The sequence below is a fragment of the Streptomyces sp. NPDC051677 genome (assembly GCF_044453465.1).
Classification (GTDB): domain Bacteria; phylum Actinomycetota; class Actinomycetes; order Streptomycetales; family Streptomycetaceae; genus Streptomyces.
In genome coordinates this window covers 1-22,093 of the sequence record NZ_JBITCT010000014.1, presented here as the reverse complement: position 1 = coordinate 22,093, position 22,093 = coordinate 1, and the positions used below count along the sequence as shown (strand labels likewise).

Annotated in this window: 22 protein-coding genes and 1 tRNA gene; 7 read left to right on the top strand and 16 right to left on the bottom strand. The window is 71.3% G+C overall.

From position 1 onward, the window contains the following. Positions 1–94: 94 nt before the first annotated feature. Both ACIBAF_RS18300 and ACIBAF_RS18295 read left to right on the top strand, forming a co-directional pair. A complete protein-coding gene (locus ACIBAF_RS18300) occupies positions 95–1,411 on the top strand; it encodes a hydrolase (protein WP_399464261.1) in 1,317 nt (438 codons plus the stop codon). 175 nt (positions 1,412–1,586) lie between these two features. Then, positions 1,587–2,243 carry an SDR family oxidoreductase gene (locus ACIBAF_RS18295; RefSeq protein WP_399464260.1) on the top strand — a complete coding sequence of 219 codons (657 nt, stop codon included), beginning with the start codon at positions 1,587–1,589 and terminating at the stop codon, positions 2,241–2,243. 48 nt (positions 2,244–2,291) lie between these two features. Here ACIBAF_RS18295 and ACIBAF_RS18290 read toward each other — a convergent pair whose 3' ends face one another. After that, positions 2,292–2,513: a hypothetical protein gene (locus ACIBAF_RS18290; RefSeq protein WP_399464259.1), complete on the bottom strand. Its 222-nt coding sequence runs from the start codon at positions 2,511–2,513 to the stop codon at positions 2,292–2,294. Positions 2,514–2,611: 98 nt separating this feature from the next. Between ACIBAF_RS18290 and ACIBAF_RS18285 the strand changes: the two genes are divergently transcribed. Continuing rightward, positions 2,612–2,911, top strand: coding sequence for a hypothetical protein (locus ACIBAF_RS18285; RefSeq protein ID WP_399464258.1), 300 nt, complete (start codon positions 2,612–2,614; stop codon positions 2,909–2,911). A 90-nt stretch (positions 2,912–3,001) separates the two neighbouring features. On the opposite strand, the gene ACIBAF_RS18280 is transcribed toward ACIBAF_RS18285, so the two are convergent. Then, a tRNA-Tyr gene (locus tag ACIBAF_RS18280) sits at positions 3,002–3,083 on the bottom strand. 236 nt (positions 3,084–3,319) lie between these two features. Between ACIBAF_RS18280 and ACIBAF_RS18275 the strand changes: the two genes are divergently transcribed. Next, positions 3,320–3,808, top strand: a complete 489-nt coding sequence (locus tag ACIBAF_RS18275) for a YajQ family cyclic di-GMP-binding protein (RefSeq protein ID WP_363168844.1) — start codon at positions 3,320–3,322, stop codon at positions 3,806–3,808. Between the two features lie 82 nt (positions 3,809–3,890). Here ACIBAF_RS18275 and ACIBAF_RS18270 read toward each other — a convergent pair whose 3' ends face one another. Beyond that, positions 3,891–4,157 carry a GlsB/YeaQ/YmgE family stress response membrane protein gene (locus ACIBAF_RS18270; RefSeq protein WP_020132690.1) on the bottom strand — a complete coding sequence of 89 codons (267 nt, stop codon included), beginning with the start codon at positions 4,155–4,157 and terminating at the stop codon, positions 3,891–3,893. A gap of 194 nt (positions 4,158–4,351) precedes the next feature. Between ACIBAF_RS18270 and ACIBAF_RS18265 the strand changes: the two genes are divergently transcribed. Further along, a complete protein-coding gene (locus ACIBAF_RS18265) occupies positions 4,352–5,626 on the top strand; it encodes an APC family permease (RefSeq protein WP_399464257.1) in 1,275 nt (424 codons plus the stop codon). 361 nt (positions 5,627–5,987) lie between these two features. On the opposite strand, the gene ACIBAF_RS18260 is transcribed toward ACIBAF_RS18265, so the two are convergent. From ACIBAF_RS18260 to ACIBAF_RS18200, 13 genes are all read right to left on the bottom strand, one after another. After that, positions 5,988–6,560: an SMI1/KNR4 family protein gene (locus ACIBAF_RS18260; RefSeq protein WP_399464256.1), complete on the bottom strand. Its 573-nt coding sequence runs from the start codon at positions 6,558–6,560 to the stop codon at positions 5,988–5,990. A gap of 123 nt (positions 6,561–6,683) precedes the next feature. Beyond that, positions 6,684–7,076 (bottom strand): YccF domain-containing protein, encoded by a 393-nt coding sequence (locus ACIBAF_RS18255; RefSeq protein WP_399464255.1) that lies wholly within the window; start codon positions 7,074–7,076, stop codon positions 6,684–6,686. Then, complete coding sequence (gene htpX, locus ACIBAF_RS18250; protein ID WP_399464254.1) at positions 7,073–7,936, bottom strand: zinc metalloprotease HtpX; 864 nt, start codon at positions 7,934–7,936, stop codon at positions 7,073–7,075. Before htpX ends, ACIBAF_RS18255 begins: the two co-directional genes overlap by 4 nt. Before the next feature lie 203 nt (positions 7,937–8,139). After that, complete coding sequence (locus ACIBAF_RS18245; protein WP_399464253.1) at positions 8,140–9,678, bottom strand: NADH-quinone oxidoreductase subunit N; 1,539 nt, start codon at positions 9,676–9,678, stop codon at positions 8,140–8,142. After that, positions 9,675–11,249 (bottom strand): NuoM family protein, encoded by a 1,575-nt coding sequence (locus tag ACIBAF_RS18240; RefSeq protein WP_399464252.1) that lies wholly within the window; start codon positions 11,247–11,249, stop codon positions 9,675–9,677. The genes ACIBAF_RS18245 and ACIBAF_RS18240 overlap by 4 nt, the downstream gene beginning before the upstream one ends. Before the next feature lie 6 nt (positions 11,250–11,255). Continuing rightward, on the bottom strand, positions 11,256–13,250 hold the full coding sequence (locus tag ACIBAF_RS18235; RefSeq protein WP_399464251.1) for an NADH-quinone oxidoreductase subunit L: 1,995 nt from the start codon (positions 13,248–13,250) through the stop codon (positions 11,256–11,258). Continuing rightward, positions 13,247–13,648: an NADH-quinone oxidoreductase subunit NuoK gene (gene nuoK, locus ACIBAF_RS18230; protein WP_399464250.1), complete on the bottom strand. Its 402-nt coding sequence runs from the start codon at positions 13,646–13,648 to the stop codon at positions 13,247–13,249. Before nuoK ends, ACIBAF_RS18235 begins: the two co-directional genes overlap by 4 nt. Then, positions 13,648–14,325: an NADH-quinone oxidoreductase subunit J gene (locus ACIBAF_RS18225; RefSeq protein WP_399464249.1), complete on the bottom strand. Its 678-nt coding sequence runs from the start codon at positions 14,323–14,325 to the stop codon at positions 13,648–13,650. The genes nuoK and ACIBAF_RS18225 overlap by 1 nt, the downstream gene beginning before the upstream one ends. Next, positions 14,322–14,894 carry a NuoI/complex I 23 kDa subunit family protein gene (locus ACIBAF_RS18220; protein WP_399464247.1) on the bottom strand — a complete coding sequence of 191 codons (573 nt, stop codon included), beginning with the start codon at positions 14,892–14,894 and terminating at the stop codon, positions 14,322–14,324. Before ACIBAF_RS18220 ends, ACIBAF_RS18225 begins: the two co-directional genes overlap by 4 nt. A gap of 2 nt (positions 14,895–14,896) precedes the next feature. Beyond that, positions 14,897–15,865, bottom strand: coding sequence for an NADH-quinone oxidoreductase subunit H (locus ACIBAF_RS18215; RefSeq protein WP_399464246.1), 969 nt, complete (start codon positions 15,863–15,865; stop codon positions 14,897–14,899). After that, positions 15,862–17,658 (bottom strand): NADH-quinone oxidoreductase subunit C, encoded by a 1,797-nt coding sequence (locus ACIBAF_RS18210; protein ID WP_399464245.1) that lies wholly within the window; start codon positions 17,656–17,658, stop codon positions 15,862–15,864. Before ACIBAF_RS18210 ends, ACIBAF_RS18215 begins: the two co-directional genes overlap by 4 nt. After that, the gene (locus tag ACIBAF_RS18205) at positions 17,655–18,329 is read right to left on the bottom strand and encodes an NADH-quinone oxidoreductase subunit B (RefSeq protein ID WP_399464244.1); all 675 of its coding nucleotides are present in this window, start codon (positions 18,327–18,329) and stop codon (positions 17,655–17,657) included. Before ACIBAF_RS18205 ends, ACIBAF_RS18210 begins: the two co-directional genes overlap by 4 nt. Continuing rightward, a complete protein-coding gene (locus tag ACIBAF_RS18200; protein ID WP_399464243.1) occupies positions 18,320–18,715 on the bottom strand; it encodes an NADH-quinone oxidoreductase subunit A in 396 nt (131 codons plus the stop codon). The genes ACIBAF_RS18205 and ACIBAF_RS18200 overlap by 10 nt, the downstream gene beginning before the upstream one ends. A 183-nt stretch (positions 18,716–18,898) precedes the next feature. Between ACIBAF_RS18200 and ACIBAF_RS18195 the strand changes: the two genes are divergently transcribed. After that, positions 18,899–20,113 carry a sensor histidine kinase gene (locus tag ACIBAF_RS18195; RefSeq protein ID WP_399464242.1) on the top strand — a complete coding sequence of 405 codons (1,215 nt, stop codon included), beginning with the start codon at positions 18,899–18,901 and terminating at the stop codon, positions 20,111–20,113. A gap of 233 nt (positions 20,114–20,346) precedes the next feature. Beyond that, positions 20,347–21,765 (top strand): sensor histidine kinase, encoded by a 1,419-nt coding sequence (locus ACIBAF_RS18190; protein WP_399464241.1) that lies wholly within the window; start codon positions 20,347–20,349, stop codon positions 21,763–21,765. The last annotated feature ends 328 nt before the right edge of the window (positions 21,766–22,093 follow it).

Below are 22,093 nucleotides of genomic sequence, written 5' to 3'. Positions count from 1 at the left end.
CGCGCCGAACCGCCGTCCTAGGCTCGACTCACTCTGCGTGATCTTGCGTCCCGCGTGATCTCGTACGACACAGTCGCCGAGCCCCTGGAGCGCGATGCCCGACAGTCAGCCGCAGCCGCCCCCCTCGTGGTCGTCCTGGTCGTCCTGGTCGTCCTGGTCCGATGCCTCGGGAGGCTCGCCGGATCCGGCCGACCTCCTGTTGTGCGGGGCGCTTCTGACGGACGGCCGGACCGTGGACGTACGGCTGGGCCGCGGGCGCATCGAGGCGGTCGGCACGGCCGGCAGCCTGACGGTGGGCCCGGCGGCCGATCCGTCCCGCGGCGGCACGCGCCTGGACCTCGGGGGCTACCTCCTGCTCCCCGCCCCCGCCGAGCCGCACGCGCACGCCGACACCGCGCTCACGGCCGACATCGACGGCCCCGTTTCGTACGCCCCTCTGGAGGTCCAGCGCCGTGCCACGGAGGGCGCGCTGTTGCAGCTCGGCCATGGCGCGACCGCGCTGCGCGCCCACGTGCGGGTGGGCGACGTCCAGGGCCTCGGCACGCTGGCCGCCGTCCTCCAGGCCGGGCGTTCGCTGCGCGGGCTCGCCGAGCTGACGGCGGTGGCCGTTCCCCGGGTGCTGACAGGGGCAGCCGGGGCGGACGGGCTGGCGATGCTGCGCGACGCGGTGAAGATGGGGGCCTCGGTGGTGGGCGGCTGCCCGGACCTGGACCCCGATCCGACAGGCTACGTGGAAGCCGTCCTGGAGGTCGCCTCCGAGCACGGCTGCCCCGTCGACCTGCACACCGACGCCGCCGACCCGGCGCGTCTCGCCCGTCTCGCCGCGATGGCCGGCGGTCTGCGTCCCGGCGTCACCCTCAGCCCCTGCGGCGGTCTCGACCGTCTCTCCGTCGAGACGGCCGGCCGCGCCGCCGACCAACTGGCCGCCGTCGGCGTGACGGTGGTCTGCCTCCCCCAGGGAGGCTGCGGCGCCGCCCAACACCGGGGCGCCGCGCCCGTACGGCTGTTGCGCGCGGCCGGGGTGCGGGTGGCGGCCGGCAGCGGGGCGTTGCGGGACGTCTCCAACCCGGTCGGCCGCGGCGACCCCCTGGATGCGGCTTACCTGCTCGCCTCCCGCCACGGCCTGCGCCCCGAGGACGCCTATGACGCCGTGAGCACGTCCGCACGGGCGGCTCTGGGTTTGCCCGAGGTCCGTGTGGAGGCAGGGTTCCCGGCCGACCTGCTGGCCGTCCGCGGAGACCGGCTGGCGGGCGTCCTGTCGCTGGCGTACAGCCGGATCGTGATCCACCGGGGGCGCGTGGTGGCCCGCACGAGCGCGGCCCGCGAGTACTGCAACTCGACGAACTCGACGAACTCGACGGCCACAACGGAGTTGGGCCTGCCGAGGCAGGGCCGGGGGGAGCTTTCGTAGCGCGCCGAGGGCGCGGAGGACGCCGGCGACGCAGCGGAGTTGGGGCGGCCGCCGCCCAGCCGGGAGGGGCGCGCTTGAGGGTTCGTGGGGTGGTTCGTGGGGTGGTCGGGGACACGGGCGGGGTCTGGCCGAAGTCATGCGGCGGATGGGGCTGTCCGGGCGTACGGTCGGAAGCATGCGCATTGTCATCGCTGGTGGACATGGTCAGATCGCGCTGCGGCTGGAGCGACTGCTCGCCGCGCGCGGAGACGAGGTCGCGGGGATCATCCGCACGGCCGAACAGACCGACGACCTGCGGGCGGCCGGTGCCGAACCGGTCGTCCTGGACCTGGAGTCGGCGTCCGTCGAGGAGGTCGCGGAGCGGCTGCGCGGCGCGGACGCGGCGGTGTTCGCGGCGGGCGCGGGCCCGGGCAGCGGAACGGCCCGCAAGGACACGGTGGACAGGGGCGCGGCGGTGCTGTTCGCGGACGCCGCGGTCCGGGCGGGCGTACGGCGCTTCGTGGTCGTGTCGTCCATGGGCGCGGACCCCGCTCACCAGGGCGACGATGTCTTCGACGTCTACCAGCGCGCCAAGGGCGAGGCGGACGCGCATGTGCAGGGCCTGGACTCCCTCGACTGGACGATCCTGCGTCCCGGCGCGCTGACGGACGACGCCGGCACCGGTCTGGTCCGTCTGGAGGCTCGTACGGGCCGCGGTCCCGTCCCGCGCGACGACGTGGCCGCCGTGCTGGCGGAGCTGCTGGACACCCCGGCGACGTCCGGCCTCACGCTGGAGCTGATCAGCGGCTCGGCGCCGGTGTCGGTGGCGGTGAAGGCGGTGGCGGGGAACTGAGGGCAGCCGCACGCCGCCAGGGCTAGAGGCGGCCGCACGCCGCAAGGGCTAGAAGAGAGGCAGCTGTCCCGGGAACTCCGGGACCACATACCCGTCCAACGACGGCTGGGCGGCGCCGAGTTGCGCCGTCCTACGGGAGCCGGGGCAGGAGACGAGCTCCCCGCTCTCCCGCGCCCCCGGCGGGTCGTGCCGGGCGAACCGTCCGGCGACGACGGCGATCTCGCGACGGCACTCGGGGCAGGTTCTACGACGGCTGGACGCGCTGGACATGGAGCCAGTCTGCCCCAGTGGGCCACGCGGGTACCCCGTGGCGGAACGCGCCCCGCTCGCCGCGCGGAAGTGCGGTCACCTGCTTAGCATCCGTACACGTGGCACATACCTTCGAGGAACTCGTGGAGAAGCAACGCGCGGCCGACGAGGCACACGCGAGGGTCGAAGAGCTGCGGGACGCGTACGGCGCGCCCACGGCCACCCCCTGGTCGGAGATCCAGACCGACACCTACGAAACCGCCTGGCGCGCCTGGCGCGACCTCGCCCGCGACGTGCAGGCCTCGGTGACCGAGCACGCCAAGGACGAGAACAAACCGCGCACCGACGTCGAGGCGGAGGTGAAACGGGCGGCGAAGACACCGGGAGACACCTCGGAAACACCCCCTGAGGGAGAGTGAAGCGCGTCGCCCCGCGCACTTCCCCCACACACACGAAGAAACCCCTCCGTGCTGCGTTTCCGCAGTACGGAGGGGTTCCCTCTCTCAGCGTGGCGGCGCCAGGATTCGAACCTGGGAAGGCTGAGCCGGCAGATTTACAGTCTGCTCCCTTTGGCCGCTCGGGCACACCGCCGGGTTTGCTGCCCATTCGAACCGCTTTTCGGCGGTGCTCCCTGGCAACGACGTAAACGATACCCGATGCCCAGGGGTGCTCCGCCACCTGATTCCTCGCCGCCCGGAGCGAGCGGGGTGGCTAGGCTTGTCCGGATGCGGCCCGGGATCACGCCGGGCTCGGCGGTCACCCCCACGTACGCCGATACCCACCCGACACGCACTCCGATACAACCCCGATACAAGGAGCCACAGGACATGGCCGACTCCAGTTTCGACATCGTCTCGAAGGTCGAGCGGCAGGAGGTCGACAACGCCCTCAACCAGGCCGCCAAGGAGATCTCACAGCGCTACGACTTCAAGGGCGTCGGCGCCTCGATCTCGTGGTCCGGTGACAAGATCCTCATGGAGGCGAACTCCGAGGACCGGGTGAACGCTGTCCTCGACGTCTTCCAGTCCAAGCTGATCAAGCGCGGCATCTCGCTGAAGGCGCTGGACGCGGGCGAGCCCCAGCTCTCCGGCAAGGAGTACAAGCTCTTCGCCGAGATCAAGGAGGGCATCTCCCAGGACAACGCGAAAAAGGTCGCGAAGCTCATCCGCGACGAGGGCCCCAAGGGCGTGAAGGCCCAGGTGCAGGGCGAGGAGCTGCGCGTCAGCTCCAAGAGCCGCGATGACCTGCAGGCCGTCATCACCCTTCTCAAGGGCCAGGACTTCGACTTCGCACTGCAGTTCGTGAACTACCGGTAGTCGGCCGGGTGGGCGCCCGTCGGGTGCCCACCCTTCTGGTCGTCCCGGCCGCAGTCAGGGACTGCTCTGCTCAGGGCTGAGCTCAGTCGCGCGAGTTGCCGAACAGCAGGCGGTAGACGATCAGGAGCACGAGCGAACCGCCGATCGCCGCCGCCCAGGTGGCGCCGTCGTAGAAGTCCTTGGTGATCGGGTGGTCCAGCCAGCGGGCCGATATCCAGCCGCCGATGAACGCGCCCGCGACGCCGATGAGGGTCGTACCGATGAAGCCGCCCGGGTCACGACCAGGCAGCAGGACCTTGGCGATGACTCCGGCCAACAGCCCCAGGATGATCCAGCTGATGATGCTCATGTCCTGAACCTGCCCTTCCGTGCTGTGCCCGTGCTGTCCGGGCACTGTGATGTCGCTCGCTCCGGACGGGCCGTGCTCTTTTCGCCGCGCCCCGCGCTGCCCGCGTCCTTCGTCGCACGCGGGTTCGTGCCGTGTTGATGTGGACGACGTCACGACGACACCCGGTGGTTCCGCCGATCAGTAGGGTGCGGCCCATGACTCAGCCCGGATCGCCCCCCGGATCGCCTGCCGCATCGCCCGCCGAGCTGCGGCGGACACTGGGCGTCGGCGACGCCGTCGTCATCGGGCTCGGCTCGATGATCGGCGCCGGCGTCTTCGCCGCCCTCGCTCCCGCCGCGCACGCAGCGGGCTCCGGACTGCTCCTCTCACTCGCGCTCGCCGCGCTGGTCGCCTACTGCAACGCCATGTCGTCGGCTCGACTCGCCGCGCTGTATCCGGCCTCGGGTGGCACCTACGTGTATGGGCGCGAGCGGCTCGGCGCATTCTGGGGGTATCTGGCGGGTTGGTCGTTCGTGGTCGGGAAGACGGCCTCCTGTGCGGCGATGGCGCTGACGGTCGGGGCGTACCTCTGGCCGGGGCAGGCGCACGCGGTGGCGGTCGGGGCAGTGGTGGCGCTGACCGCGGTGAACTACGGCGGCATCCAGAAGTCGGCCTGGCTGACGCGGGCGATCGTGACGGTGGTCCTGGCGGTCCTCGCTTCCGTGGTGGTCGTGTGCCTGTCGTCCGACGTCGCCGACGCGGGGCGGCTGGATATCGGGGTCTCTGGGGGCGTCGGCGGGGTGCTGCAGGGCGGCGGCCTGCTGTTTTTCGCCTTCGCCGGGTACGCGCGCATCGCGACCCTCGGCGAGGAGGTGCGGGACCCGGCGCGCACCATCCCCCGCGCGATCCCACTGGCCCTGGGCATCACCCTGGCCGTGTATGCGTGTGTGGCCGTGGCTGTCCTTTCCGTGCTGGGAGTGGACGGCCTCGGGCGGGCGGGCGCGCCGCTGGCCGACGCGGTGCGGGCGGCGGGAGTGCCCGGACTGGTGCCGGTGGTGCGGGTCGGGGCGGCCGTGGCCGCGCTGGGCTCACTGCTCGCCCTCATCCTGGGCGTCTCGCGGACCACGCTGGCGATGGCGAGAGACGGGCATCTGCCCGGCGCCCTGGCGGCCGTCCATCCGCGCTTCCAGGTACCGCACCGGGCCGAGCTCGCTGTGGGCTCGGTGGTCGCGGTCCTGGCCGCCACGGTGGATGTCCGGGGCGCTATCGGGTTCTCCTCCTTCGGTGTGCTGGCGTACTACGCCGTGGCCAACGCATCGGCCTGGACGCTGGATTCGGCCCCCGCACGGCGGGTGCTGCCCGCCGTGGGGCTCATGGGCTGCGCGGTCCTCGCGTTCGCGCTGCCGGGGACTTCGGTGGTCGTGGGTGCGGGGGTGCTGACTGTGGGCGTGGTCGCGTACGGGGTACGGCGGCGGGCGGGCGCGCGATAGCCGTACGAGGGCGGGGTGGACCGAGAGCGGGGGCCGGAAGCCGGGACCGGAGGCCACGCCCGGAGGCCGGAGGCCGGGACTGGAGGCTGAGGCCGGGACCGGAGGCCGGAGGCCGGAACGGAGGCTGAGGTCGGGGCAGCGTGGCCGAGGGTGGGGCAACGTGGCCGAGGGTGGGCTGTGCGGTTCCGGTGGGGCGGCATGTGAGCGGGTTCCCGTGGGGCGGCGCTCGGCGGATGTGCAGTCGCCCGGACGGCGGTGGGAAGCCTCCGCTCAACGCGTGCGCGGCAGCCGGCTGCCGCCGTCGTCGTCCACGGCGCCGAATCCTTCTATGGCCTCTGCCTCGCCCCCTCTCCTGTGTTTTCTACGGCGTCGTGGCCCGAGTTGCCGAGGTGCGTATTCGGAACTCGGTCCAGGGAGTCAGACTCAGGTCCTCGTCCATGACGTCGTACCAGCCGGTGCCGTCGAGCCAGGCGTGCAGCCAGTCCGTGAGGCTGGGGGCGTCGACGAACCAGGCGTGGTCGGGGTCGCCCGGGTTGGGTTCGAAAAGCAGGACCGTCGCCTGTGGAAAGTGACAGTCCACGCACGCGTACATCGCGCATCCCCAGTGGGATATCGGCAGGAGGCCCTCGGGCCAGGGCCAGTCGGGGTCCTGGCGGCCGCTCTCGCGGTGGGCGAGGTATTGGGTGACGGCGGCGGGTTCGCCGGCCGGAGGGCTGTCGAACAGGGGCAGCAGGCCGTACTCCGGGCCGAATCCGCCGTCTCCTACGCGTAGGTAGAGGTCTGCGAGCAGTGGGGGCAGGCGGAAGCCGAGGGCGGCCTCGGCGCGGGAGAGGGTGGCCTCGTCCACGGGGTCGGGGAGCGAAGGCCAGCCCCACGGGCGGGTGGTGGCCGCCTTGGCCGCCACCCTTGCCAGCAACTGCTCGTTCTCGGTCATGCGTTCATGATGCAAGCCGCCACTGACAATCGGGCCGGCCTGTGGATAACTCGCCCGTTGTGGACAACCGCCTGCCGCGGACGCGGTCCGGTTGTGGACGGCGAGCAGGTCGGGCTCGCGCCGTCAGCGCGAGGCGAACGGCTCGTCGGTGGGCACGATTTCGCGGCCGAGCGGGAACAGCGAGACCGGAATCAGCTTGAAGTTCGCGATGCCGAACGGAATGCCGATGATGGTCAGGCAGAGGAGGAAACCGGTGACGATGTGGCCGATGGCCAGCCACCAGCCGGCGAGGACCAGCCAGAGCACGTTGCCCAGGCAGGAGGGCGCGCCCGCGTCACGGCGCTCGACCGTCGTGTAGCCGAAGGGCCAGAGGGCGAAGATTCCGATACGGAAGGCAGCAATGCCGAACGGAATGCCGATGATCGTGATGCAGAGCAGCGCGCCCGCGAGCACGTAGCCGAGGAACAGCCAGAAGCCGCTCAGGATCAGCCAGATGACGTTCAGAATGGTCTTCACTGTTGGCGACCTGCCATTTTCTCGAGCCGGGCGATGCGGTCCGCCATCGGCGGGTGCGTCGAGAACATTTTGGAGACTCCCTGGCCCGGGCGGAAGGGGTTCGCGATCATCATGTGGCTCGCGGTCTCGATGCGGGGCTCCGGGGGCAGCGGGAGCTGCTTGGTGCCCCTCTCCAGCTTGCGCAGGGCGCTCGCGAGGGCAAGTGGATCACCGGTGAGCTGGGCTCCTGAGGCGTCCGCCTCGTACTCCCGGGAGCGGCTGATGGTGAGCTGGATGAGACTTGCGGCGAGCGGACCCAGGATCATGATCAGGAGCATGCCGAGGATGCCCGGGCCGTCATCGTCGTCGGAGCGGCCGATCGGGATCAGCCAGGCGAAGTTGACCAGGAACATGATCACGGAGGCGAGCGCGCCGGCGACCGAGGAGATGAGGATGTCGCGGTTGTAGACGTGGCTGAGCTCGTGGCCGATGACACCGCGTAGTTCGCGTTCGTCGAGGAGGCGCAGGATGCCGTCCGTGCAGCACACGGCGGCATTGCGCGGGTTGCGGCCGGTAGCGAAGGCGTTGGGAGCCTCGGTCGGGGAGATGTACAGGCGGGGCATGGGCTGGCGGGCCTGGGTGGAGAGCTCGCGGACCATCCGGTAGAGGGCGGGGGCCTCGAACTCGCTGACCGGACGGGCGCGCATCGCGCGTAGCGCCAGCTTGTCGCTGTTCCAGTACGCGTACGCGTTGGTGCCGAGCGCGATCAGGACCGCGACGACGAGCCCGGTGCGGCCGAAGAAACTGCCGATGACGATGATGAGTGCGGACAGTCCCCCGAGGAGTACTGCGGTCCTGAGCCCGTTGTGCCGGCGGTGCACGGTACGCCCTCCAAGTCGTGCAGCAGGGGAACCCTTTGCTTGCGGATCTTGCTGTTCTCCGGTGGCACTGGTGTCGTGGTGTCACACCCAGTGCACCTTCCCGTACTGGTCAACGCCAGGCGGGAGGCACTAGTTCCCTTGTGCTTGCGGGCAGGGGCGTGGGCCGTCCGGGTGAGGACGGGGGCGTACGCGCGCGTGGGGGCTCAGAAGAGGCCGGTGTCGGCGAAGCGCAGGACCAGTTGGGGTGCTCCGGACAGGGCGATGCCGAGGGTCGCGGTGAGGCTGATCGCGGCCGTGAGGGGGGCGGGGACGCGATGCTTCTCCAGCTCGCCCTCGGGGGCGCGGAAGAGCAGGGCCGTCCACTGGAGGTAGTAGTACAGCGCGATCACCACGTTGACGGCCATGACGACCGCAAGCCAGCCGAGGCCGGCGTCGACGGCCGCAGAGAAGACGGTGACCTTCGCGAAGAGGCCGATGATGCCGGGCGGCAGTCCTGCGAGGCAGAGCAGGAAGAAGGCCAGGAGGAGGGCTGCCGCGGGGTTTCTGGCGTAGAGGCCCCGGTAGTCGGTGATCCGGTTCGTCGTGCTCGTACGGCCCACCAGGGCGGCCACCGCGAAGGCGCCGAGGTTCACGGCGGCGTACATGAGGGCGTACGCAACGGTGGAGCCGATCGCGTGTTCGGCGTCGTCGGAGTACGCGGCGGCGGCAATCGGTACGAGGAGGTAGCCGGCCTGGCCGACGGAGGACCAGGCGAGGAGACGTACGGCGCTGTACGCGCGCGTGGCTCGTTGGCGGAGGGCGCCGACGTTGCCGGCAGTCATGGTGAGGGCGGCCAGCGCGGCGAGGGCGGGGCCCCAGACGTCGGCGTACGAGGGGAAGCCGATGACGGTGACGAGGATGAGGCCGGAGAAGCCGACGGCCTTGCCGACGACCGACAGGTAGGCGGCGACGGGCAGGGGGGCGCCGACGTAGGTGTCGGGGACCCAGAAGTGGAAGGGGACCGCGGCCGTCTTGAAGGCGAAGCCGATGAGGGTGAGGACCACGCCGGTCTGGGGCAGGGTGTGCAGTTGGCCGTCGACGTGCTGGATGCGGTCGGCGACCTGGGTCAGGTACAGGGTGCCGGTCGTCGCGTACACGAAGCTGATGCCCAGGAGGCTGACGGTGGTCGCGGTGACGGACGACAGGAAGAACTTCAGGGCCGCCTCGGAGGACCTGCGGTCGCCGTGTCGGATGCCGACGAGGGCGAAGGCGGGCAGGGAGGCGACCTCCAGGGCGACGACGAGGGTGGCGAGGTCGCGGGAGGCGGGCAGCAGGGCGGCGCCGGCGGCGGAGGACAGCAGCAGGAACCAGAACTCCCCTTCGGGGAGTCTCCCGCGCGCGTCCTTCAGGGCGGTGACCGACAGGAGGGCCGCCAGCAGCGCTCCCCCGAGCACCAGGAACTGGATGACGAGGGTGAAGCGGTCGGCGGTGTAGCTGCATGCGCTCGGGTCGCCGGTGAGGCAGAAGGTGGAGCGGTCTCCGTCCAGGAGGGGCAGGAGGAGGGCCGTGGAAGCCGTGAGGCCTGCGACGGAGAGCCAGCCGAGAAGGGGCTTGCGGGCGTCGCCGACGAAGAGGTCGGCGACGAGGACGACGAGCGCGACGACCGCCGCGAGGGTGGGCGGCGCGATGGCCTGCCAGTCGACGGACTGGACCACCGACTCGGCCAGGGGCTGGGCAGCCGAAGGCTGGGCCAGGGAGCTCATCGGGTGCCTCCTGCAAGGAGCTGCTGCACGGCCGGGTCGGTCAGGCCGAGGAGGGCCTTGGGCCACAGGCCGGCGACGACGGTGAGGGCGACGAGCGGGGTCCAGGCCGCGAACTCGTAGGTCTGCACGTCGGCGAGGTGCGGGGCGTCCTGCGGGACGGTGCCCATGCAGACGCGGCGGACCACGACGAGCAGGTAGGCGGCCGTCAGCAGGGTGCCGAACGCGGCGATCGCCGTGAAGGTGAGGAAAGCGGGGCGGCTGAGGTCGTGGGCGGGGTCGAAGGCGCCGAACAGGGCCAGCATCTCGCCCCAGAACCCGGCGAGTCCCGGTAGGCCGAGCGAGGCGACGGCGGCGAAGGCGAGGAGGCCGCCGAGGCGGGGGGTCCTGCCGTACAGGGCGGCGCCGGTCTGCTCGGCGAGGGTGTCCAGGTCGGTCGTGCCCGTTCGGTCCTTCAGGGCTCCGACCAGGAAGAAGAGGAGGCCGGTGATCAGGCCGTGGGCGATGTTGGCGAACAGGGCGCCGTTCACGCCGGTCGGGGTCATGGTCGCGATGCCGAGGAGGACGAAGCCCATGTGGCCGACGGAGGAGTAGGCGATCAGGCGTTTGAGGTCGCCCTTCGCGCCCTGTTTGGCGAGGGCCAGGCAGGCGAGGGATCCGTAGATGATCCCGACGACGGCGAACGCGGCGAGGTAGGGCGCGAAGGTGCGGAAGCCGTCGGGCGCAATCGGGAGAAGAATCCGGACGAACCCGTACGTACCCATCTTCAGCAGAACGCCGGCCAGCAGGACCGAGCCGACGGTCGGGGCGGCGGTGTGGGCGTCGGGCAGCCAGCTGTGCAACGGCCACATCGGCGTCTTGACCGCGAGCCCGATCCCGATCGCCAGAACGGCGATGACCTGCACGGATGTAGTCAGCGACCGGCCGTTGTCAGTGGCGAGTGCCACCATGTCGAAGGTGCCCGCGTTGATTCCGATCAGGAGCAGGCCGAGCAGCATGACGACGGATCCGAGCAGCGTGAAGAGGATGAACCTCCAGGCCGCCTGGGTCCGGCCCTCGCCGCCCCAGCGGGCGATGAGGAAGTACATCGGGATGAGGACCATCTCGAAGGCGAGGAAGAACAGCAGCAGGTCGAGGACGGCGAAGGTCGCGAGGGTGCCGGACTCGAGGACGAGCACGAGAGCGACGAAGGCCTTCGGGGACGGGCCCGCGGGCATCTTGAAGTAGGAGTAGAGCGCGCAGAGGAAGGTCAGCAGCGCGGTCAGGACCAGCAGGGGGAGGGAGATGCCGTCGATGCCGAGGTGGATGCGCACATCGAGTGCGGGGATCCAGCTGATGTCCGTGCTGGCCTGCATCTTCGACGGATGGTCGTGGTCGAAGCCGACCGCGAGGACGATCGCGGCGATGAGGATCACACCGGTCACGGTCACGCCGTGCCGCAGCACGGCCTGCTCGGGTGACTTCCCCTTCAGTCCGGGCGGGGCCGGCAGGAGCGCGGCGGCGGCGCCGAGGAGCGGGCCGACCACGATGAACGCCAGAAGGAACTGCATCACGGACTCGTTGATATCGATCACGACTGCTCACGCTCCCGAGGCGACGAGAAGCGCGGCGACCGCCAGGACGACGGTGCCGGCGAGCAGCGCGCTCACATAGGTCTGGACGTTGCCGGTCTGGGCGCGCCGTACGGCGGCCCCCAGCCAGCGCGGCAGGGCGCCCGCGCCGCGTACGTAGGTTTCGACGACCTCGCGGTCGAGGAATCGTACGAGGCTCGCGGCGGCCTGGACGGGGCGGACGAACAGCGCCTGGTAGACGGCGTCGAGGTGGAAGCCGACGGCGGCGTGGCGGTGCAGCGGGCCGAGCAGGAGCCGTCCGGGGTCCGCCGGGTCAGGGGCTGAGGCCACGTCTCCGTAGGCGGGCGCGTGTGTCGCGATGGCCTCGGCCTCGACCTGGGCCGCGTCGCCCTCGGGGTGGGCGGCGACCGCGCCGATCGGGACGCGCGCGGCGAGTCCGGTGAGGTGGCGCCAGGCGGCGTAGGTGACGAGTCCGCCGGCCAGAGCCACGCCCGTGCCGAGGACGGAGGTGGTGAGGGCCGGGGCGAGGTCGTTGCCGTCGAACCAGTCGGGGAGCACGCGGTAGGCGAACCCGCCGAGGGCGAGGGACGGGACGGCCAGGACCCACAGGACCACGGTCATGGTCAGGGGTTGGCGGCCGTGGTCGGGGGCCTCGGCGCCCCGGCCGCGGAAGGCCAGCAGCCACAGACGGGTCGCGTAGGCGGCAGTGAGGAGGGCGGTGAACAGGCCGGCGACGAGGACGGTCCAGCCTGCGGCGCCGGGGGCGTGCTCGGTGTGGCCGGCCGTGACGTGCTCGGCGGCGCCGAGGACGGACTCCTTGGAGAAGAAGCCGCTGAACGGTGGGATCGCTGCGAGCGCGAGGAGCGCGACGGTCATCGTCCAGTAGGCGTCGGGGGTGCGGTCGCGCAGATGGCTCATGCGGGACATGGCGGCCAGCGAGTTGGTGCCGGCGGCGTGGATGATCACGCCGGCGGCGAGGAACAGCAGCGCCTTGAAGGCGCCGTGCGAGAGGAGGTGGAAGACGGCGGCACCGCGGTCGCCGACGGCGAGGGCGCCGGTCATGTAGCCGAGCTGGCCGATCGTCGAGTAGGCGAGGACGCGTTTGATGTCGTCCTGGGCGAGCGCGGCCAGGCCCGAGCCGACCATCGTGACGGAGGCCATCACGGCGAGGACCACCATCGCGGCTGAGGAGGCCTCGAAGACGGGGAGGAGACGGGCGATGAAGTAGACACCGGCGGCGACCATCGTCGCGGCGTGGATCAGCGCGGAGACGGGCGTGGGGCCCGCCATCGCGTCGGGGAGCCAGGTGTGCAGCGGGAACTGCGCGGACTTGCCGGCGACACCCGCGAGGAGCAGCAGGGCGACCACGGTCGGATGGTCGAGTTCGCCGTGCGCGACGGCGCCGAGGACCTTCGTGATCCGGAAGGAGCCCGCGTCGGTGGCGAGGGCGAACAGGCCGATGAGGAAGGGGACGTCACCGAGTTTGGTGACCAGGAAGGCCTTGATGGAGGCGGCGCGGGCCTCCGGGGTCTCCCAGTAGTGGCCGACCAGGAAGTAGGAGCAGATGCCCATGACTTCCCAGCCGACCAGCAGCACGATCAGGTCTCCGGAGTAGACGACCAGCAGCATCGCCGAGGTGAACAAGGAGACGAGCGCGGCATATGAGGGGTAGCGCGGGTCTTCGCGCAGGTAGCCGATCGAGTAGATCTGCACGCAGGTGGCGACCAGTGCGACCAGGACGGCGACGAGCGCGGCGAAGCCGTCGATGTGCAGGGCGAGCTCGACGGGGACGGACCCGGTGGGGGTCAGCTCGGTGGCCGCGTCGACGGAGGCGTCCCCGCCCTGGCGTACGGCGACGACCGCGGCCAGTGCGAGTGCGGCGAGGGTCGGCAGGACGGCGAGGGGGCGGACGAATCCGGGAGCGGTGCGGCCCAGGAGCAGTCCGGCGGCGGCGCCCAGGAACGGAAGGAGGGGGACGAGGACGGCGAGGGTAGTCGTGGTCACGCAGTGGCCTCAGCCTTCTCGACGGCCGTTCCGGTCGCGGGGGCGTCGCTGTCGGGGCCGTCGGCTACGGGGCTCTCGTGGCCCTCGGCGGTGTCGCGGAGCCGGTCGATGTCCGCGGTGCCGCGATTGCGGTGAACGGCGAGGACGATCGCCAGGCCGATGCCGATCTCGGCGGCGGCGATGGCGATGGCGAACAGAGTCAGGGCCTGGCCGGAGTGCAGGGTCTCCTCGGCGGCCTTGCTGAGCCAGACGTCGAAGGCGACCAGGTTGAGGTTGACGGCATTGAGCATCAGCTCGACCGACATCAGGATCAGGATCGCGTTGCGGCGGGCGAGGACGCCGTACAGGCCGGTGCAGAAGAGGAGGGCGGAGAGGACGGCGGGATAGGCGAGGTGCATCAGCGGGCGCCTTCCTGCTCGGCCGGGTTCTCACGGCTGTCCGGGCTGGTCGACGCACTCGCCGATCTTTCGGAACTCTCTGTGACCGGAGGGGAACTCTTGGTCGCGGTCCGGGCGTTCACAGGGGGAGAGCTCGACTCCGCCTTCGCCTTGCGGGACAGGACGATCGCGCCGACCAGTGCCGCGAGGAGAAGCACGGAGAGGGCCTCGAAGGGAAGCACCCAGTTCTGGAAGAGGCTCGCACCGGTGACCTCGGTGGAGCCGGCGGCGGGGCCGTCCAGGTTGATCCAGGTGGCACGGAAGGCGTCGACGACCACCCAGATCAGGGCGGCTGCCGCAGCGACGGCGACGGTGAGGGCGGCCCAGCGGTTGCCGGAGTCCGCGTCCGGAGAGCGGCCGATGGGGGCTTTGGTGAGCATCAGACCGAAAAGGAGGAGCACGACGACGGAACCGACATAGATGAGGACCTGCACCCAGGCGATGAACTCGGCGGTGAGCAGGAGGTACTCGACGGCGAGACCTCCGAGGGTGACCACGAGCCACAGGGCGGCGTGCACCAGCTGCTTGGTGGTGACGGTAACGAGGGCGGCGCCGAAGGTGACCAGGCCGACCAGCAGGAACGCTATCTCCACGCCGGTCGGGGAGAGGAAGCCGTGGGGCGCCTGAGCGAGGGTCACGATGCTCCTCCCTGGGCTTCGTTCGGCTCGGCCTCGGCCGCCGCCAGCTTCTCGGCGAGCTTTTCGGCCGTCTTGCGGGCGGCCGCGATCTCCTTCGGCTCCTCGGCGGCGGGGTCGAGGGCAGGCGGGGCCGGGACGGTCCACATCCACTCACGGAGCTTGTCGCGTTCGTGGGTGAGTTCGTGGATGTCGGTCTCGGCGTACTCGAACTCCGGGGACCAGAACAGGGCGTCGAAAGGACACACCTCGATGCAGATACCGCAGTACATGCACAGGGAGAAGTCGATGGCGAACCGGTCGAGGACGTTGCGGCTGCGCTCGCGGCCGCCCGGGGCGGCGGGCGGGACCGTCTCCTTGTGGGAGTCGATGTAGATGCACCAGTCGGGGCACTCACGGGCGCACAGCATGCAGACCGTGCAGTTCTCCTCGAACAGGCCGATCACGCCTCGGGTTCGGGGCGGAAGGTCGGGCTGGGCGTCCGGGTACTGCTCGGTGACGGTCTTGCGCGTCATCGTGCGAAGGGTGACGGCCAGGCCTTTGGCGAGGCCACTACCGGGAATGGGGGCCATGGTTACTGGATCACCACCTTGACGACGCCGGTGAGGGCGATCTGGGCGAGGGAGAGGGGAACGAGGAGGGTCCAGGAGAGTTTCTGGAGCTGGTCCTCGCGCAGGCGGGGATAGGTGACGCGGAGCCAGATCACGACGAAGGCGAGGACGGCCGTCTTGAGGAGGGTCCAGACCCAGCCGAGGCCGTCGGCGCCCCAGGGGCCGTGCCAGCCTCCCAGGAAGAGGACGGTGGTCAGGCCGCACAGGACGACGATTCCGGCGTACTCGGCGAGGAGGAAGAGAGCGAAGCGAAGACCGGTGTACTCGGTGTACGCGCCGAAGATGATCTCCGAGTCGGCGACCGGCATGTCGAAGGGCGGGCGCTGGAGTTCGGCGAGTCCGGCCACGAAGAAGACGATCGCGCCGGTGATCTGCCAGGGCAGCCACCACCACTCGAAGGCGTCGACGATGCCGGGCAGGGAGACCGTGCCGGCCGCCATCGCCACCGAGGCGGCGGTGAGCAGCATCGGGAGCTCGTAGGCGAGAAGCTGAGCGGCGGTGCGCAGGCCGCCGAGGAGGGAGAACTTGTTGGCGCTGGCCCAACCGGCCATGAGGGAGCCGAGGACTCCGACGCCCATCACGGCGAGCACGAAGAAGATGCCCGCGTCCAGGACCTGGCCGACGGCGCCCTCGCCGGGGCCGACGGGGATGGCGAGAAGCACGAGGAGATACGGGAGGAGGGCCACGGCAGGGGCGAGTTGGAAGATACGGCGGTCCGCGCCCGCGGGGACGATGTCCTCCTTCTGCGCGAACTTCACACCGTCAGCGATGAGCTGGGCCCAGCCGTGGAAGCCGCCCGCGTACATCGGACCCAGGCGGCCCTGCATATGGGCCATCACCTTGTGCTCGGTCTGGCCGACGATCAGGGGGAAGGTGAGGAAGACGACGAACACGACCAGGAGTCGCAGGGCGACGTCGAGAGCGTCGTTCACTGCGGGCCTCCTGCGGGGTCGTCGGGGCGGGGGCGCTCGGTCTCTTCAGCGGGCGCCGACTTCTCCCCGGTAGGCGACTGCCCGGCGCGGGACTGCTCGGCGCGGGACTGCTCGGCGTGGGACTGCTCGGCGTGGGACTGCTCGGCGTGGGACTGCTCGGCGTGGGACTGCCCCGGCTCTTGCTCGGGCTGTGCGCCGTGCCTGGGCTCTGGCTTGGGCCTGGGCTCTGGCTCTGGCTCTGGCTTGGGCCTGAGCTCTGGCTCTGGCTCTGGCTTGGGCCTGGGCTCTGGCTCTGGCTTGGGCCTGGGCTCTGGCTCTGGCTTGGGCCTGGGCTCTGTGCCAGTCCCGGCCTGTGCGTTCTGATCCGGCTCCGGGTCCGGCTTCTGCTGTGGCTTCGGCTGCCGCTCCCGCTCCCGCTCGGGCTCCGAATCCGAAGCCAGATCCGGATCCGGAGCCGGAGCTGGCTTCGGCTCCGGGTCTGGCTCTGGCTTCGGGTGTGGCTCCGGCTCGTCGAATGCCGGGCGGGCGTGGTGCCACGGGGCGTCGGAGCTGCGGGGGGCCGTGGCGGGGCGGGTCGGGGTGCCGGGGGCGGTCGTCGGGGGCTGGGTGCGCTGGGAGGCCGAGCCCTGGGAGGCGCTGCGCGCGCGGCGGGGGCCGGCCGGGGGCTGCGGGGTCGGCTCGGGACCCGTGGGCCCCGCTTCCGCGGCGCTCTCGGCACCAGCGGCCTCCGCGGTTTCCGGAGCACTTGCGGGTTCCGGGCCGGCCGCCCGCTGTGACGCCGAACCGGCGCTTGCGCTTCGGGTGCGGCGGGAGCCGGCCGGGGGCTGCGAAGGCGCCGGGGATTCGAGGGCCGTCGGTTCCGTCGGTTCCGTGGCGGACGTCGTGGCTGCGGCGGACGTCGTGGCTGCGGCGGACTCGGGCTCCGCAGCTCCCGCAGTGGCCGCAGTCGCCGCAGCCCCCGCGGTCGCAGCAGCCTCCCCAGTCGCAGCAGCCTCCGCAGTCGCCGCAGTCGCCGGCCGTTGTGATGCTGAGCCTGCGGTTGCGCTTCGGGCTCGGCGGGGGCCGGTCGAGGGGGGCCGCGGGGGTGTTGCGGGCGTCTCGGTCGGGGGTGTCGGCGTCGGGGTCTGGGTTGCTGAGCCCTCTGCTGTGGTGCGGGCGCGGCGGACCGGGCGCTCGCCGACCGGGCGGGCTGCTGCTCGGGCCGGGCGGGCCGGGGCGGGTGGGAGTTGGCCTTTCAGGGGGCCCCATTCGTTGGGGTCGGGGACGCCTGGGGGGAGCATCTGGCGGCGCTTGGGGCCGCCGTGCTCGGACTCACCGGGTTCCTTCGCGCCGGGCCAGGCCTTGGCGACGCGGGCTGCGAGAACGAAGTCCTTGCGCAGGGGGTGGCCTTCGAAGGTCTCCGGGAGGAGGAGGTGGTTCAGGGCGGGGTGGCCCTCGAAGGTGACGCCGAACATTTCGTACGTCTCGCGTTCGTGCCAGGCGGCGCCGGCGTAGACGTCGACGGCGGAGGCGAGAGTGGGCGCCTCGTGGGGGATCGTGGTGCGCACGAGGAGTCGGCGGACCGGGGACAGGGCGACCAGGTGGGCCGAGACCCGGAAGCCGGTGCCGGGTTCGTCGACCGCGCTCAGCCAGTCGAAGTAGGTGCAGGACAGGCGGTCGCGGGCGACGCGCAGGGCAGCGGTCCAGGACGTCGGCGGGACGTCCACCGTCAGGACGTCGTACGACTCCTCGGCCGTGGCCTGCGGGCCGAAGAGTTCCTCGGCGGGGGCCGGGAGCCAGCCGACCGTGCTCATCGGCCCTCCTCCGGTACCGAGGGCGAAGGGGCGGCCGGGGGCGGCTGTACCAGGGCGCTCTGCAAGGCCGCCGTCGACGGGCGGGGCGCGGTCGGGCGGGTAGCGGGCGTGGCGTAGCGGTCGTCCAGGGACTCGCGCGCGATCTTCTCCTGGAGCTTGAGGATGCCCTGGAGCAGGGCCTCCGGGCGCGGGGGGCAGCCCGGGACGTAGACATCCACCGGGATGATCTGGTCGACGCCCTTCGTCACGGAGTAGGAGTCCCAGTAGGGGCCGCCGCAGTTGCTGCACGCGCCGAAGGAGATGACGTACTTCGGCTCGGGCATCTGCTCGTAGAGGCGCTTCACGGCCGGGGCCATCTTGTCCGTGACCGTGCCGGAGACGATCATCAGGTCGGCCTGGCGCGGGCCGGGCGCGAAGGGGATGACGCCGAGGCGGATGAAGTCGTGGCGGGCCATCGACGCGGCGATGAACTCGATCGCGCAGCAGGCGAGGCCGAAGTTGAAGACCCAGAGCGAGTAGCGGCGGCCCCAGTTCAGGACCACTTTCATCGGCTCGGGGGCGAGGCGGGCCAGGGTGCCCAGGCGCTTCGGCTCGGGCAGCAGCACCGGCTCGGCGGACGTCGCTTCCGGAGAAGTCACGTCCGGGGAAGTCGCTTCTGGGGTCACGTCCATGTCAGGACGCCCTTCTTGTATGCGTACAGCAGTCCCACGGCCAGGAAGCCGAGGAAGATGAACATCTCGACGAGCGTCGTCGCGCCGTACCCATCTCCAGCAAACACCGTCGCCCAGGGAAAAAGGAAGATCGAGTCGACCGCGAAGATCACGTAGAGGAAGGCGTAGACGTAGTAGCGGACCTGGGTGTGGGCCCAGCCCTCGCCGACCGGGTCGACGCCGCACTCGTACGTCAGGAGCTTCTCGGGGGTGGGGACCACCGGGCGCAGCAGGCGTCCCGCGCCGAAGGCGACGGCTACGAACAGCACGCCGACCAGGGCGAGCAGTCCGACGACGGAATAGGACTCGAAGTAGTCCGCCGCGACTTCGACGGTCGGTTCCCGCACGTCCGTCCCCTCGCTCCCTGACCTCAGCGTCTTCGACGATCTGTACGGACGGGAGTCTAGGCCCTGATAAAGGGACGGTAAGCAGCCCGTCACGCTTCGGGATGCGGGGCGGGGGTTTTCCCCAGGGGACGGAGGCGGATGACCTCATGGCGCGGCGGCGCGCGGCGCGGCACGCTAGCCCATATGACCACTTCCCAGCCCTCCTCCCACCTGGGCGGAACGGGGCACGACGACGATCGTCCGCCGCCGGCCCGCTTCGCCTACGACGCGCAGACGTGGAAGGAGATCGCGCATCTTCTGATCAACCTGCCGATGTCGTTGATCGGGTTCACGTATGTGATGACGATGATCGTCACCGGCTCCGCGATGACCGTCACCGTGGTCGGGTTCCCGCTGCTGGCGCTCGGGCTGGCCGGGGCGCGGCTGATGGGCCGGTTCGAGCGCGGGCGGGCGCGTCGGCTGCTCGGGGTGCGGATCGACGAGCCGAGCCCGCTGCCGCTGCGCAGGGCGGGCGGCTTCTTCCAGCGGATGTGGCTGGTGCTGAAGGATCCGGTGGCCTGGCGCACGGTGCTGTACGACCTCGTCCGGCTGCCCTGGGGGATTCTGACGTTCAGCGTGGTCGTGCCCTCGCTGTTCGTGCTGTGGCCGGTGCTGCCGTTCCTGGCGCGCGGGCTGACCAACGTGGACCGGGCGATGGTGCGGGGGCTGCTGTCCCCCTCCGACGAGCTGGAGCGGCGGATCGCGGAGCTGGAGTCGGACCGGGGGGTCGTGGTGGACACGGCGGCCGCCGATCTGCGGCGCATCGAGCGTGATCTGCACGACGGGGCGCAGGCCCGGCTGGTGAATCTGGCGATGGGGCTGGGTCTGGCGAAGGAGAAGCTGCTGGAGGGGCAGGCCGACGACGCCGTGGCGGCGATGGTGGAGGAGGCGCACGGCGAGGTGAAGCTCGCGCTGCAGGAGCTGCGGGACCTCGCGCGCGGGATCCATCCGGCCGTGCTGACGGACCGGGGGCTGGACGCGGCGCTGTCGTCGGTGGCCTCGCGCTGCACGGTGCCGGTGAAGGTGACCGCCGACCTGGCGTCCAGGCCGGCGCAGGCCATCGAGGGCATCGCCTACTTCACCGTCTCGGAGCTGCTGCAGAACATCAGCAAGCACAGCGGGGCCCGGTCGGCGTCGGTCGACGTGTGGCGGTCGGACGACCGGCTGCTCGTCCAGGTGTGGGACGACGGCAGGGGCGGGGCACGGCTCGACGGCGGGTCGGGGATGCGCGGGCTGGCGGAGCGGCTGGACGCCGTCGACGGGATCTTCGTCGTGGAGTCGCCGGTGGGCGGTCCGACGACGGTGACCGCGGAACTGCCCTGGCGGGACCGGGGAGCCGGGGACCGTACGGGCCGGTGACCGTGGGGGCCTGTGACCTGGGGGTCGGTGACCGTGGGGGCCTGTGACCGTGGGGGTCGGTGACCGTGGGGGTCGTGATCCTGGAGCGCCGTGACCGTCCGAGGTAGGGAAAACCCCCCGTTCAAGAGGCCGACGGCCTCCATGGTCCGCGCGCCGGCCGCCGAGGAGGGTTGGAGGTACGGATCGACAGCTGCGCGACGAGCAGGTACGAACGAGTAGAACGGACGACGCCGATGGCCACGCAGTACGGGCAGTACGGGCAGTACTACGACGAGCACGACCAGTACGACCAGTACGACCGGTACGACGAGCACGGACCTGGGTACGGGCGCCGGGGCGGGGAACGCCGGCATCTGTTGCCGTCCGGGCTGCGTGAGCCGCTCACGGCTCGTCACTGGCGTGAGCTCCTCTACGTCCTGCTCGGTCTGCCGATCGGCATCGTGCTGTTCACCTTCGCGGTCACGATGCTGTCGCTGGGTGCGGGCCTGCTGGTGACGTTCCTCGGCATCCCGGTGCTGGCGGCGGGGCTGGCCGCGTGCCGGGGCTTCGGGGCGGTGGAACGGGCGCGGGCGCGCGGGCTGCTCGGCCTGGAGGTCGCCGCCCCCGAGCCGCTGCGGCCGCGCGGCAGCGGCCCGATGGCCTGGATGGGGGCCGTCCTCAAGAGCGGCACGTCGTGGCGGAACGTGCTGTACGCGGTGGTGCAGTTCCCGTGGGCGGTGTTCTCCTTCGGCGTCGCCGTGACCGTGTGGTCGTTCGGCTGGAGCATGCTGACGTATCCGCTGTGGTTCTGGGTCTTTCCGCTCTACGGCGGTCAGGGCGGCCTTCAGCTGTACGGCGACGAGCAGCACAGCGTCTACCTCGACAACCCGTTCGAGATCGCCGTGACGGCCCTGGTGGGCCTGCTGATCACGCTGGCCACCCCGTGGATCGTGCGGGCGCTGACGACGGTGGACCGGCTGCTGGTGCACGGGCTGCTCGGGCCGTCGTCGCTGGGGGCGCGGGTGGTGGAGCTGGAGTCGGACCGGGGGGTCGTGGTGGACACGGCGGCCGCCGATCTGCGGCGCATCGAGCGTGATCTGCACGACGGGGCGCAGGCCCGGCTGGTGGCGCTGGCGATGGATCTGGGGCTGGCGAAGGAGAAGCTGCGGGAGGATCCGCGGGAGGCGGCGCGGATGGTGGACGACGCGCACGGTGAGGTGAAGACGGCGCTGCAGGAGCTGCGGGATCTGGCGCGGGGGATTCATCCGGCGGTGCTGACGGACCGGGGGTTGGACGCGGCGTTGTCGGCGGTGGCGTCGCGGTGCGTGGTGCCGGTGCGGGTGGAGGTGGACCTGGTGGAGCGGCCGGCGCCGGCGATCGAGGGGATCGCGTACTTCACCGTGTCGGAGCTGTTGCAGAACATCAGCAAGCACAGTGGGGCGCGGTCGGCCGCGGTGGATGTGTGGCGGGTGGAGGATCGGTTGATGGTGCAGGTGGTGGATGACGGGGTGGGCGGAGCGGATGCCTCCGGCGGGGGGGCCGGGGGTGGGTCGGGGTTGGCCGGGCTTGCGGGGCGGTTGGACTCGGTGGACGGGATTCTGGTGGTGGATTCGCCGGTGGGCGGGCCCACTCGGATCACCGCGGAGTTGCCCTGGCGGGCGGAAGGGGTCTGAGGGGGCGGTTTTTCTCGCCCCCGCCGCCCCTACCCATTCCCATCCGTCCCTGGGGGCTGCGCCCCCAGACCCCCGCTGTCGGCCCTTGAGGGGCCTCGTCCTCAAACGCCGGACAGGCTGAAGAGGCAGGTCCGCCCCCAGCGGGTGGGTGGGGGATCGGGACGGAGACCGCCCCGCCCCCAAACCCCGGACCAGCCGAAACCGCACGCCCGCCCCCGGCGACAACCCCCACCCCCGTTATGTTCTTCGCGGTCCTGCAACGGGGCCGCTGGCCTCCGGGCCCGGCATGACTGTGTCCCCCTGTCGAAGGCATGACCTGGGGGGTGGT